This is a genomic window from Paenibacillus glycanilyticus (genome assembly GCF_030161375.1).
Classification (GTDB): domain Bacteria; phylum Bacillota; class Bacilli; order Paenibacillales; family Paenibacillaceae; genus Pristimantibacillus; species Pristimantibacillus glycanilyticus_B.
On sequence record NZ_BSSQ01000024.1, the window covers coordinates 25,238 to 39,605 of the forward strand.

Annotated in this window: 9 protein-coding genes; all 9 read right to left on the minus strand. The window is 48.6% G+C overall.

Annotated elements, in window-relative coordinates:
- Positions 1-45 precede the first annotated feature (45 nt).
- Positions 46-1,458, minus strand: coding sequence for an amidohydrolase (locus tag QQK89_RS26415; RefSeq protein WP_284241755.1), 1,413 nt, complete (start codon positions 1,456-1,458; stop codon positions 46-48).
- A gap of 30 nt (positions 1,459-1,488) precedes the next feature.
- Positions 1,489-2,760, minus strand: a complete 1,272-nt coding sequence (locus tag QQK89_RS26420) for an MFS transporter (protein WP_284241756.1) — start codon at positions 2,758-2,760, stop codon at positions 1,489-1,491.
- Positions 2,761-2,983: 223 nt separating this feature from the next.
- Positions 2,984-4,228 carry a multidrug effflux MFS transporter gene (locus QQK89_RS26425; RefSeq protein ID WP_284241757.1) on the minus strand — a complete coding sequence of 415 codons (1,245 nt, stop codon included), beginning with the start codon at positions 4,226-4,228 and terminating at the stop codon, positions 2,984-2,986.
- A 137-nt stretch (positions 4,229-4,365) separates the two neighbouring features.
- Entirely contained in the window at positions 4,366-6,645 is a 2,280-nt protein-coding gene (locus QQK89_RS26430) for a glycoside hydrolase family 3 protein (protein WP_284241758.1), read from the minus strand.
- A complete protein-coding gene (locus QQK89_RS26435) occupies positions 6,642-7,949 on the minus strand; it encodes an MFS transporter (RefSeq protein WP_284241760.1) in 1,308 nt (435 codons plus the stop codon). The genes QQK89_RS26430 and QQK89_RS26435 overlap by 4 nt, the downstream gene beginning before the upstream one ends.
- Before the next feature lie 272 nt (positions 7,950-8,221).
- Complete coding sequence (locus tag QQK89_RS26440) at positions 8,222-10,753, minus strand: GH39 family glycosyl hydrolase (protein WP_284241761.1); 2,532 nt, start codon at positions 10,751-10,753, stop codon at positions 8,222-8,224.
- A 134-nt stretch (positions 10,754-10,887) separates the two neighbouring features.
- Positions 10,888-11,769, minus strand: coding sequence for a carbohydrate ABC transporter permease (locus tag QQK89_RS26445; RefSeq protein ID WP_284241762.1), 882 nt, complete (start codon positions 11,767-11,769; stop codon positions 10,888-10,890).
- An 11-nt stretch (positions 11,770-11,780) separates the two neighbouring features.
- Positions 11,781-12,650: an ABC transporter permease gene (locus QQK89_RS26450; RefSeq protein WP_434481784.1), complete on the minus strand. Its 870-nt coding sequence runs from the start codon at positions 12,648-12,650 to the stop codon at positions 11,781-11,783.
- Between the two features lie 111 nt (positions 12,651-12,761).
- Positions 12,762-14,357 carry an extracellular solute-binding protein gene (locus tag QQK89_RS26455; RefSeq protein ID WP_284241764.1) on the minus strand — a complete coding sequence of 532 codons (1,596 nt, stop codon included), beginning with the start codon at positions 14,355-14,357 and terminating at the stop codon, positions 12,762-12,764.
- Positions 14,358-14,368: the final 11 nt, after the last annotated feature.

A 14,368-nucleotide genomic window follows, 5' to 3' on the forward strand; every position in this document is an offset into this window, starting at 1 on the left:
AAGCAGGCAACTGATCACCATCAGTTGCCTGCTTCTACTATTCGCTTACGCCGTCAGAACAGGTTTTGGAATACTCGCGCGTGGTGCATTCACTTCGCTTGGAATGCCTGCTCGGAATTCAAACCCTGCCGTTTTTTCATCAAACTCTGCTTTGGCCTGCTCAAGTATGCCATCTTTATTAACAAGCAAATCGTAAGCCGATAAGGCCATTAGCTTAGCTGCATAATGCATGCCTTTCATGCCGATTGTCGAACCAAATGCCGCTGTTGCTTGCCAAGTGTGGAACTGTACGCCAAACGGCGCGCAAGTCGTGAAAATCTGGCCCATCGGCACGATCCAAGATACGTCGCCAACGTCGCTGGAGCCTCCAACCGTAATGCCATATTGCCTTTTGTCATTCCCCATTGCAGTAGGAAGAATAGACAACATTGGACCAGATGAAGCGAGTACCGCAGGATCTACGCTGCCACGCAATTGTTCTGCGAATGTTATCTCTTCTTCCGTGAACGATATAGTCTCTACCAGTTCCGCTTGGGCAAACATGAGATCATTTAACGCAACGTTAGGCAACGTATCAAAACATCCGGCTTTAATAACCCAATCCACCGTTGTTTCCGTCATCATCGCAGCCCCTTGCGCAACTTTTATTAGCCGGGCATAAAGATCGTCCACTTGCTTGCGATTCGCCCCGCGGAGGAAATAGTAGACGCTTGCTTTATCCGGCACGATATTGGGAGCTAATCCACCGTTCGTAATTTGATAATGTATACGGGAACCGTCCGGCACATGCTCCCGCAAATAATTGGCGCCAACGTTCATAAGCTCGACCGCATCCAATGCGCTTCGGCCAAGATGCGGCGCGCCGCCTGCATGGGCGGTTCTGCCGTGGAAGTAGAATTCCACTGCCGTTAATGCCTGCATGCTGAAATTGGCCGTCGCATTACCCGTGCCCGGATGCCAGGTCAATACAGCGTCAAGGTCATGAAAAATACGGTCGCGTGCCATGAAGGTTTTGCCTGACAACAATTCTTCCGCAGGACAGCCGTAATAACGGATCGTGCCGGAAATGCCCTCCTCCTTCATCCTCATGCTGAGAGCAACAGCGGCTTCAACACCAGCTGTGCCAAGCAGATTATGGCCGCACCCATGGCCAGGTCCCCCATTCACGATTGGACTCTGCTCAAAGGCGACATTCTGGGATAACCCTGGCAAAGCATCAAATTCGCCAAGTATGCCGATGACGGGATTCCCGCTTCCAAACTCCGCAACGAAAGCTGTGTCAACTCCGCCAACGCCGGTAGTTACGCGGAAGCCTTCTCCTATCAAATATTCCGATTGAAGATTTGAAGCGTACACCTCTTCGTATCCCACTTCGGGGTGATCCCAAATGTTTTTCGCCATTTCGGCAAAGACGTTTCCGTTTGTTTCCATCCAGGTTACGAGATCTTGTTTGCTCATACCTAATCACTCCTTGGCTATGAATTTAGATTAGTGGGACACGTGAAGCGGCGGTGTATTCGAATTCGAAACCTCATCGTTTAATTTCGACGATGCAATTGCAGCCATTTGTTTCTTAGAAGGCAATGTCAGCGTTGTGAGCGCGGCCAGTACACAAGACACGGTCAAGAACATAAACGCGCTGGTGTAGGAACCGCCGGATGCCGAGATCAGGAAGCCCATAATCATCGGCGAAAGAATGCCTGCCGCTTGTCCCCCGAAATTAATCATTCCGAATGCGGTACCCACGACTTTCTCTTTCATGTAACGGTGCGGAAGCGTGAATATAAAGGACGAAGTGAAGGACGCGCAGAACGTGGCAATGGATTGGTAGACGATAACTTCCGTAATCGTAGAAGATACAGATACGAGATATAGGAATATGGCAAACACAAAAGTGCAGCATACAACCACATATTTCACTTTTGTTCCGATTCTGTCCATGATTCTACCGCTGATCAACATCCCCATAACGCTGATTATGCCAGGGATGGCTACTAAGTAACCCGCGGATTTCAAATCAATGCCTAGCTCGTTAATCAAGTAAGTTGGCATCCAGGAGGACAATCCCCAGCCGGCAATATTAGAGAAGAAGAAAATGAGGACAACCTTCCATACGAGCGAATTGCTTAATAATTCCTTGTAGTTCCCTTTGGATGGTTTTGAGTCTAAATCGGATGAGATGGTTTTTGCTCGGCGGGTTGCCAGGACGAAACAAGCAACAACTACTAAGCCAAGACAGGAGACAATCAAGAAAGTATGGCGCCAACCGGCAGCAACCAGAAGCGGAGTACAAATAATAGGAGCCATGACCGCGCCAAGCGCATTAGACGACATCATCGTGGTTTGAGCTTTCGTTCTTTGTGCGGCAGGGAAATAATCGGAAATTGCTTTCGTACTGGCAGCCGGATATCCGCCTTCGCCAACTCCGAACAAGAAGCGCACCAGCAGCAACGACGCCAGCGACCAAGCTAAGCCGGTGAAGGCCGTAAAGATCGACCAGCATATTACGGCAACGATAATTACTCTACGCGAGCCATATTTGTCCGCCAGCCAGCCTCCGGGAATCTGCATGAACGCATACCCCATGAAAAAGGCACTTAACACAATTCCGAGCATACCCGCCGACAGTGACATGTCGTCTCCAATTTTCGAGAGGGCTAAGCTGACAACCGTTCGATCGATGTACGATACGATCCATCCCAGGTATAACACAGATAATATCAACTTGCTGCCGGGGTTAATCATTGCGGAATTTTTCATAAGTACCTCCCCCTAATTCGATGTTAGATTTAATAACATTATATAACACGAAATTCGTTCCAACATCGTGGGGATTAACAATTCTTTCGATTTTTAATTGTGGTTCACTACAATCCAAGGTCCATCTCCTATTGTTTATGTCACATAAAGTAACACAAAAAAACCGACAGCTTCAAACGAAGCGGCCGGTTTCACCTAAACGAATCATAGAATTTTCTTGTCTTTATGCTTCATGCACTTGTTCAAAAGCCTTGCCTTTCAAATCCCGCGAGGTATCGCGTCCACCTCTTCTAACTAGCAAGAAGTATGCGAGTATGGCCGCTAAACTTGTTGCTAATATAATGATGCCTAGCGGCACGGCAGTATCTTCGCCTGCGATTCCGACAAGCGGAGCAACAACCGCTCCGAGCAAGAACGGGATAACCCCGAGCAGAGCCGCTGCGCTTCCTGCCATATTAGCCTGGCTCTCCATTGCAAGCGGGAAAGCTGCCGTGGAGGTAATGCCGATAGAGGCTACAAAAACAAATAAAGGAATAACAAGCGTAAAGAGAGGACCTTCAACAAGAGTTACCACGACAACCGTCACACTTGCTAGTAAGGCCAGACATAAACCGAATAACAGCAAGGTACGCTCGGATATGCGATGCGACATTCGCCCAACAATCTGGGAACCGATGATCAGGCTGACGCCGTTAGATCCGAATAATAGAGCAAACACGGTCGGCGAGACGCCGTATATATTCTGATAAATAAACGGCGTACCGGATACATAAGCGAATACCCCCGCAATCATAATGCCCTGTGCCAGCATATATCCGACAAATTGACGATCCTGCAGTAGCGATCCATAGTTGCGAAGCTGTTGCCCGAAATTGGATGGGCTGCGGCGATCGCTCGGAAGAGTTTCCTTCAGACTCCATTTAGTCATCGCCCATAAATAGATACCGAGCAATGCCAATGAAATAAACACCCCGATATACGAAGTAACTGATAATACCCCGCTTCCGGCTACGGGCGCCACAAGCGGCCCCAAATTACCGACGAGCACGAGCAGCGAGAAAAACTTGGTGAGTTCATGACCGCTGAACAAATCGCGTACAATCGCCCGAGAAATAACAATACCCGCCGAAGCCGCAACGCCTTGAATAAACCGGAATATGATCAGCAATGCAATATTGGGCGCAAACGCACAAGCAAGCGACGATATAACGTAAAAAGCCATGGATATAAGCAACGGAGTTCTTCTGCCATGGACATCGCTCAAGGAACCCATCACCAGCTGGCCGATGCCAAGTCCAAGCAAACAAGCGGTAAGACTGAATTGAACGAGCGAGGCCGACGAATCAAGCTGCTCTACGATCTCCGGAAACGCCGGCAAATACATATCGATCGTAAAAGGCCCCAGCGTTGAAAACAAACCGAGCAGCATCGCCATCTTAACAAAATTTGATTTCTTGTTCATGTTCATGATGAATTAGAATCTCCCATCCCCTGTTCTTTGTCTTCTGTATGGTTCTTGTAGGATTATACAACCCGGAGCTTACTCCAAGTCAAGGAAAATTCACAAGAGCGGTCACCCGGAGGCGACCGCTCTTGTGTTAAACGCTAAACTTTGACATTGCGGTATTTTTTCGTGCGCCCATCGTCAATAACGCCGTTCCAATTCAGCCCGAAGCCAAAATCGTACGTATGCTTATCCGCATCCACGTAACACTCCATATCATGCGGAACGTCTTCAAACTGTTCTTCAACCGTCATCATGTTGGCTGGCATCTGCATAGGCAGCAGCCCCGAAGGCTCAACCGAACCGGAGAGCACTTCCATTATGGCTTGATCCTGAACGCCGAAGTTAACGATGATTGCGGCCGCTTCGTTCTCGAATTCCGCAACGATCGCCGGATTGGAGAGCAGCATCGAGACGATAACCGGTTTGCCATTCATCATTTTCTTGGTCTCCAGAACGGCGTCTAGATCCGATTCGTTCTGAGTCGTCACCGTTTTCCCTTGATACGAACGGTTCAGCACATCATCCTCGCGCGGATCGCCAATAATGCTGGTTTCGCGAGCATGCTCGGCTGTATATGGCTTGTATTGAAGGCTAATCGGCACGTAACCGTTGCCTCCGCTTGCGAGATCCTCTTGACTGTATCCAAAGCCCGGCTTGGGACCTTCGATGAACACCAGTGCAACATCGGCGTCAGCAGGGTCTTCCACCACTTCGAAGTATTTAGCCACGATGTCCAGGTTAACCGGATACTCCAGACTTTCGGGAGTTGGCATGCCGAACCAGTTTTTCCCCGCTGCCTTGAACCGCTTCGGAACATAGACGCGGCTGCGCGTTGGAAGCGGCAGCACGCTTCCTTCGTTCTTCAGCATCACGAGCGACTTCAATTGCGCATCGTAACCCGCTTGCATAAAGGCCGGGTTCCCTACCGTCTGCTCGCTCTCTTCCGGTTGCAGATAGGGGTTCTCGAAGAGGCCAACGCGGAACATGTTCTTCAAGAGCCGTACAGCCGAGCGCTCAAAGCGCGCTCGCATATTCGCTTCTCCGTGCTCCTCCACTCCCATCTGATAAGCCTCCAGCACAGGGCCTATCTCGTTATTTCCCCCGAATTGATCCACGCCTGCCATAAGCAGCTTATAATGCCGCTCCGCAACCGTTAAACCTTCAACCCCCCAGGGCTTGCCGCCAATAAACGTATCTTTGTTAGCTGCTTCGTCCGACGTAATCATCCAGTCCGTGCAGACCACGCCATCATACCCATATTGCTCGCGAAGCAGATCATTTATGAGATAAGAGCTATACGAATTGCCGACATTCTCTCCGTTGACCGGATCTTGGTTGCTGGAAATCGTATAATATGGCATAACCGCGGATGCCTGCCCCGTCTTCCCGTCAAGCTTAAAGGCTCCTTCCGTAAAAGGAAGCAAATGTTCTTCGAAATTATTCCCCGGATACACCGCGTATTTGCCGCAGCCGAAGTGGGCATCCCTGCCGCCTTCGCCCGATCCGCCGCCTGGCCAATGCTTCACCATGGCATTTACGCTCTCATAACCCCAGCCGCTAGCAATTTCACGGTCATCTTCGGAAGTTTGGAACCCGTCTACATAAGCTCTGGCCATGTCCGTTGCCAGCTTGGAATCTTCTCCAAACGTTCCGTTGAAGCGTAACCATCGCGGATCTGTCGCAATATCAATCTGCGGCGACAGCGCCGTCGCCAAACCAAGCGCACGGTATTCCTTCGCGGCAATATCGCCGAAATTCCGGGTAACGGCGGGATCAAACGTTGCCGCAAGACCAAGCGTCTCCGGCCACATCGAGATTTTACCGCCTGCTCCGGCATTAAATTCAGAGCTTGCGTCCGAAGCGTGGCGCGGATCGGAGCTGTTATTGGCTGGAATGCCAAGCCCCGTGCCTTCCGCGAACGATTGAACGACATTGTTCCAACGGGCTGCTACAAAGGGACTTTGAACGCCAACGAGCAGGACATGGCGAAGATGATCCTTGCTGAGGAAGCTGATCTGCTGATCCGTCAAATCCCAAGGTTTTGCACCGCTTTCTTCAAACGTCTTGCCTCCGTACGTTCCCGGGAACCAGGTGGTGCTAGCCGCCGGTACAAATTGATGCTGGCTGTACAGCATTAAGCCTGCAATCTGCTCGATTGTCATTTTGGAAGCGAGATCCTTCGCCCGCTCCTCCGGCGACAACCGCCAGTCCTCATACGGATCCAGCTTCCCGTCTCCGCTCAAATCCTTGAATCTCAGCCCGTCTTCTTCGATAATTTGAACGCCCGATGATTGGGAATAGCCCAGCAATGGTCCATTGTCGTTAGCTACATATTGAATTTGAACTTCCGTTACCGTACTTGCTTGATTATTAGTCATGCTTGTTTACCTCCCGGTATAAGTTTATTGGTGATGGATTTTTGCTCGTTCTGTTCAGCCGACTTGGCGACTTCAGGCAATGGCTTGAGGGCCAGTACACCTGCCGCCACGCAAAGCGCTAAGAATACATAAAAGAAGGACCAACCGCCAATAGCGAGCAATACCGGAGCAATAGCCGGAACGATCGACTGAGGCAGCGCATTGGCTACGTTCATCAAACCAAAGTCTTTCGCCGCATCTTCCTTGCGCGGTAGAATACGCGATACAAGCGCCATATCCACGGCGGTGAAACAGCCGCCGCCCAAGCCGATAATAGCTGAAGCTACAATGTATACGCTGTACTGGGGGATGAAAGCGAAGGCGATAATGCCAACGATCATAATGAGAGCGGAACCGTACAGGAACGGCTTTTGTTTGCCGAACCGATCCGACAGTACGCCTCCGAATATACTTGTCGCCGCCATCGCCAACATGCTGATAATGTTAATGGTGCCTACGCTTGCGGTCGCTTCCGCCTCCGTGAAGCCCATCCGATTCACGAGCATAACCGTCAAATACAAGCTGCTCGAATAACCCATCATAAGCAAAAACTTGGAGACAATAGCCCATGTAAAGGAAGGAAATTTCCGCGGGCTAGGATAAACCTGGCTTAATCGCTGACCAATGGTTTGTTGCTGTTTGGCAACGGTCGGAAGTTCGATCTTGCCTTCTTTAATAAGAAATAAACTAACAATTGGGGCAACCATGCCGATAACCGCCACAATCGTCCACTTCGTTTCCGACGAAATCGAAGTGAGGATCATCATCATTACCATGCCGATACTCATGCCGATGATCACGACCAGCCCGGCAATACCGGACATCGTTCCTTGCTTTTCTTGCGGCACCTGATCCGGAATTAACGCCGTATAAGCCGCCATGCCAAAGTTGAAGAACAATTGCGCAATCGCCCAGGCAATGGTTACTTGCCAAATTTCCGTTGCGAAGCCAATATACAGAACCGCTGCGCTGCCTACCAGCGGACCAATTAAGATCCAAGTACGCCTGCGGCCAAAGGAATTGTTCGTCCGGTCGCTGAACGCTCCTCCAAGGGGGTTGCCTATCAGCGCGAACACTGCGCCAATAGCGGCTACCAGACCATACGAAGACGTGTATCCGTCTGGATCGATCTCGATCATTTTGAACGATAACAACATCACCGCGGGAACCATCAACGCAAGCATCATTCCTCCATTGCCAATCAATAAGGCCAGCACCAATCTTCGAAATGGAGTGATTTGTTGTCCTGTTACTGTTTCTGCCATAGGGCTACCTCCTAAAATGAATTACCACCTACAAAAGGCAAAGGTTAAGCCGGTTGTGGTGATTCATGCTGCGAAAGCATACGCTTTAATGAATTGCACCTACAATTAGCAACGGTTAATGCAACCGCTTACAATATTGATTATAAAAGAAAAAGCCCGTCTCCTGACAGGCTGTTGCTTACTTCCTTTTGGGTCAATTTTTAACGTCATTTTTGAAAGCGCTTCATCCATTCTTGTTAGGCACATTAAAAATTAACCCAAAGGTTGTAGATCTAAAGAATCGGGATTAACTCAATCAGCTCAACCGAATGGGGCTCTAGTATTGAAGTTAATGGAATGTGGTTCTCAAGCAGCTCTACTTCTTGCACATGTCTTTTGGGGCTCGTCTTTGTCCGCAAATATTGAATATCGTCTGCAGTTAACGATTCCGGCGCACCTAATTGCAGCCACAGATCATAACTGCTGCCGTTCTCGCGATTCAAGGTATGGGTCACAACCCGATACTTGCCGCTTGCGATCCCGGCCAATTCAAGCTCCACCTTATAGGTCTTATCTTCCTTAAAGCCGTTATAACGATTCAACGCGTCAATAAACGACGTATCGCCAAGCGCGTACAGCTCGTCAAAGTGGCAATAGTTATAGGTTAGAACTTGATAACCCAAGCGTCCTTGCGTCACCACATAACCATTGCCTTGAGCAATCAGCCGATCGCCAAGCTTCGCTAGCAACGCGTAGGCAAAAAAGCCTGCTTTCGGAATGCCATATTGCGCGATGAGACCCAGTCCTCCGTGGAATAGCGCCGAGGAAGCTGCGGTCTCTTCAATATTGTCGCTTAGTACCCAATAGCCGAAACCGTCGATCGAGTCGAGGTTATCCACAATATTTTTCACGATATAAGCCGCTTTGTACATCGTGTCGTTCGTCAGCTCCCGGTGATAAGCGGTAGAATTCCATTCCGTCAAATATTGCTCCCGATCATTCAATCCGTACTCCTCCAGCAGCTTTCTCTCGCGGGCGAGCATGTCCTTCAAATAATCCGGGTTCGGAGATATTCCCATAAACTCGCTGACTAGCTGACGGTAGGTTTGCAGCTTAAACCATTCTCCCAGATCTCTGTTATCCCACTTCAACCGGTCTATATCCTCATGGGGATAAAAGTGAAGAGGAAGGAAATCCGGCAAACAGCCCTTCTCCCGGCAATACGCGATAAACGCATCAAACAGTTCCTTGGATTCAAACGTAATCACTCTACCCGGAGCGCCGATTTGCAGATTGCCGGAGATCGCCTTAAGCACGCGATAGGTCTGATGGTACATTTCCATATAATCTTCCAGCGTGCCGGGAAGGAAAATTTGCAGCTCTGGCTCGTTCCAGAATTCGAATTTCCAGCTCTCAACCTCTTGAAGCCCATACCGGTTAATGCAATGGCGCAAGAAACGATCCACCAATTGCCCCCAGCGGTCCATAGACTTGGGAGGACTTACGCAGCTGGACCGGTAAAATATCGTTTTGCTTTTATCGGCAGCCATATCAAGAGGCATGAAACCAAGTTCGACAAACGGCTTCAGCCCAATCGATCTCAAGAAATCAAATAGCTGATCGATAAGCCTGAAGTTATAATACGGTTCCCCGTGCTCATCTTCCTGGTAGACCATCATGTTATCGTCGAATATACCGTGGAAGCGCAAATAGCGAAACGGCGATGTCTGTTGCATCATGCGCAAATGCTCCTGCACATCCGCATGCAGACCTTCCTTCGCTTTGCCGATTGTAATCAGGCTTTTCCACGTATGACGCACAGGCTTGCTCATTGCCGTAACATCAATTCTTGCGTTCAGCTGCTCCAACGTTCGTACATCGGCAGTCTTAAGCGATTGTCCTCGCTGCAAATACTGGTTAATGATGCCTAGAGCATTTGATTGGTTAAACGAGAAATAGTTCGCGGAAGTCCGCTCTTGATCGATTTCGAGCTCCGGACGATACTGATTGCGATACTCGCTTGGAGTCACGTGATACTTCGCCTTAAAGGCGGCATAAAAAGACTTGGCATTCGGGAATCCATGCTCCAGAGCAAGGTCCGCAATCGGCACCTCGTCGTAACGAAGCAAGTCTTCAACCGTATTCTTGAGACGGATATTCGTCAAATAGGATTGAAAATTCAAGCCGATATTCTCACTGAAAAATTTGGATAAATAAGGAACGGACAAAAACTCGCTGTCCGCAATGGCTTGCAGCGTAATGGGCTCTTTGTAATGCTCTTCCATATACCGGATGATGCGGAGCATCCGCTCCATATATTTCTCGTTCATAGCGCCGCTCACGGCCGGCGTCTTAAACTGTTTCATGAGAATGGAAAAAATACTGAGCAGCTTAACCTGCATTTCCAGTACGTATACTTCACTCTTCTTATGCTTGAGCTGAACCATCTCCGCCATGTATTGGCGAATACGGTCAAGCGCTAGCCGTTGTTCGCTGCCAACCGAACCGGAATAGCAGTCAAAGTGAAACCGTTCGATTCCTCGAATATGTTCATTTAAATATGCCGCAGGAATTTGAAAAGTCGCGATGATATTCTGACCTAGGCCGATTACTTCGTGCACATGGCAATCATTAATGAGCAATACGTCTCCTTCGGAAAGTGGATACTGCCGGTTCATAACGGTAACGTCCAACCTCCCGCGAAGCACGAAGATCATCTCTAAGCTGTTATGCCAATGGCTCGGGACATAATTCACGCTATGGAGCGACACGTCGAATGGCAAGGAGTCGCTTGTCTCAACCATCTCATATATGGAATTTCTCAAAGTAAGCCCCCTCGCCTATTTGCTACATCCATATTAGCATTATCGAGGGACATTTGTCCTACATCAATCTCTAGGTCTACACAAACAAAAAGCCGCCCCATGCACGGACGGGACGGCGCTTATTACCTATTCTATTAGCCCTTCACGCTGCCTAAACGAATTCCTGCCACAAAATATTTCTGCAAATACGGGTAGACAAGCAGGATTGGAATAGCGGCTACAATCATTTGGGCCGCTTTCACCGAGCGGTCGTTTAACTTGGCCAGCCGCTGAGCCTCGCTTGCATTCATCGTATTAAAGTCAAATTTGATGACAATCGACTGCAGATACGTTTGCAGCGGGTAATGATTTCCCTTCATATAAATCATGCCGTCGAACCAAGCGTTCCAATGTCCAACAATACAGAACAGCATGATCGTTGCAATTGCGGGCATCGACATCGGTACGTAGATTTGCCATAACGTACGCAAATGGCCTGCCCCATCCATATAAGCGGCATCCTCCAGTTCATGAGGAACCTCCCGGTAGAAATTGAGCAATAAGATCACGTTGAACACGGTCACGGCGCCTGGCAGGACGAGAGCCCAAATCGTATCCAGCATATGCAGCTCTTTCACCAAAATATAGTTGGGGATTAATCCTCCATTAAACAACATGGTGAAGAATAGAATCCAGACATACACAAATCGGAATCTCAGCTTATGGCTAGGTTTGGATAACGGATAGGCTAGAAATATGACAAGGACAACGTTTAAGGTTGCTCCAATCAGCACGCGCTCCAGCGTCACGCCAAACGACCGCCAGAATGCCGTTCTCTCCAATACGTAACTATACGGCTCCCAAGTAAAATGAACCGGCCACAGCTTCACGAGTCCGCCTAATACGGCAGCCTTGTCGCTAAGCGACAAGGAGACAATGTGGATAAAAGGAATAAGACAGATCAACGCGCTGAGCGTCAGGAACAATAAATTGAGCACATTGAACCAATGATTTCTCGCCTTCTTCATCACGTTCATAAGATGACCTCCTAGAACAGCCGATATCGGAATAACCGATATGCTAAATAATAGGATGTTGTGATCATTACGAAGGACACGCCTGATTTGAGCAGCCCAACCGCGGTGGACGCGCTATATTGCGATTGAAGAAGACCCATCCGGTACACCATCGTATCGATAATATCGCCAGACTGATAGACCTGAGGACTATAAAGGTTGAAGATTTGATCAAAACCGGCGTCAAATATATTGCCTAGACTGAGCACCATTAACAACACGATAATCATCCGCATGCCGGGCAATGTCACATGCCAGGTCTGCTTCCAGCGGCTAGCGCCGTCAACGGCCGCAGCCTCGTACAAGGCAGGATCAATGCCGGCAATTGCAGCCAAATAAACGACGGTATTAAAGCCAAAGTTTTTCCAAATATCCGAAGCGATCATCGTGAACGGAAACCATTTATTTTCCCCCAGAAAATAAATCTCTTTGATCCCAAATACGCCAAGAAACTGATTGATCAACCCGCTGGAAGGCGACAGAACATCAATCATGATGCCGCTCAATATAATCCAGGACAAGAAATACGGAAAATAAATGACGGTCTGCGTCACGCGTTTGAACATGATGTTTTTCACTTCATTTAATAGTAGGGCAAATAATATCGCCGTAAACATGCCAAATACAATCTTAAGGGTTGCAATCAGCAAGGTATTGCCTACGACTCTCCAAATATTCGGCATAGAGAAGATATAATGAAAATTATCTAGCCCTACCCATTTCTGATCTCCAAACAAACCTTTGACGGGGTTAAACTGCTGAAATGCGATCATTACGCCGGTCATGGGAAGGTAAGCGAACAAGAGTATGAGTATTAACCCAGGGACCAGCATGAGATGCATGGGAATTTCTCTTCTCCATGCATGGCTTTTGGCTTTTCTCACGACGGTTCATCCTTTCCTAGGACTACGAGCCGGGCTATAGGCCTGGCTCGCATCTGACGGAATTGCTGCTTATTTCGCAGCTTGTGCGTTCACTTCTTCTAGGACGTTTGTTCCACCCAGCTTATTCCAGTTCTGAACCATGTTATCGAAATCGCTGTCCAGGTTCTTCTTCCCTTGAATCATAGCGGTAAACTCCGTATTCAGCAGCTCGTTCATCGAGCTCCAGTTCGTTGCCATCGTAGGTGTCGGAGCGCCTTCAAATTCACTCCACATCACTTGGTCCGGATAGGTCTGGTCAACGAAAGCAAACGGGGTGTCTACCGGTCCAAACATCATGCTCATTCCCCAAATGCCATCTTGCATCGTCTTGTAAAAGCCTTTCGCTACGCCTGTCAATTGATCGGTCGTTTTGTTCTCCAGCGCTTTCTTAATATCCTGATGCCCCTTCAGGTCAAGCGAAGGATCAAGGACATGTACCGGGCTCATCGTCCATACCGAGTCGATGTCTCCATCGGCCCAATATTTATTGAAATCAGCGTTTTCTCCGAATAAAGCTTCCGCATAAGTGTTTAACATTTCTACTAATTTCTCGGGATGCTTGAAGTTCTTGTTCACCACGTAAGTTCCGTCCGTTGAGTTCGTCAAAGGAATCGTGATGGGATTGGCCCCTTCTGTTGGCAAAGGTACAACAATCCATTTCGCATTCGGGTCATTGTCCATCGTCTTCTCGACCGAATATGCCGTCCAGTGTGGCGCATAAATCATCCCTGTCTTGCCAGCAACGACGGACTCCATCATCTTAGACTCATCGTTGGAACCAAATTCATGGTCCACAAACCCGTCTTTATACATCTTGGCCAGCATTTCCAGCGGTTTTTTCATTTCTTGCTGCACGCTGCCATATACAATCTTCCCAGCAGCGTCTTTATACCAGAAATCCGGGTAAGCTTTGTAACCCCAGAACAATCCCTTCATCCCGTACAAAAAGTCCTTGTGCAAGCCAAGTCCAAACGTATCCGCCTTGCCGTCGCCGTCGGGATCCTGCTGCGAGAAAGCTGCTGCGATAGTATAGACGTCATCCATCGTCTTAGGTCTTTGCAGTCCAAGCTTCTGAAGCCAATCTTCACGTATCCATAAGTGATTATAACCATTGGTCGAAGGCATCTTCGCAGGAACGCCATACACCTTGTCGTTGTAGGTCACCGGATCAAATACTTTCATGCTCTCCGCTTCGATGATGCTTTTTAATAACGGCGAGGCATATTGGTCGTAGATCGGCCCCATCTCTTGAATGGCGCCGCCTTCGGCCAGCTGCTTCAGATCGGATTTATCCGATACGATAAAGATATCGGGTAAATCGCCGGATGCGATAGACAATTTCAGCTTTTGCGTGTAATCCCCTTGATTGCTCATCATTTTGTAATGCGTGACTACGCCATTTTTCTCTTCGAATAATTGGGTCCATCGGTTATTTTCGAGTGTTTCGCCGGTCTTTTTCTCTAACAGACCAGCCTGCTCGCTATTAGGATCGATTGGCGTTCCAAATTGAATATCGATCTTACCGCTTGAATCGGAATCGCTTACATTATTCTCCGTATTGTTGTTGCTGCATGCTGTTGACATCAAGATGAGTACGAGCGAAATGGCGGCTAAACTTTTCTTCATCCTTGATCAGC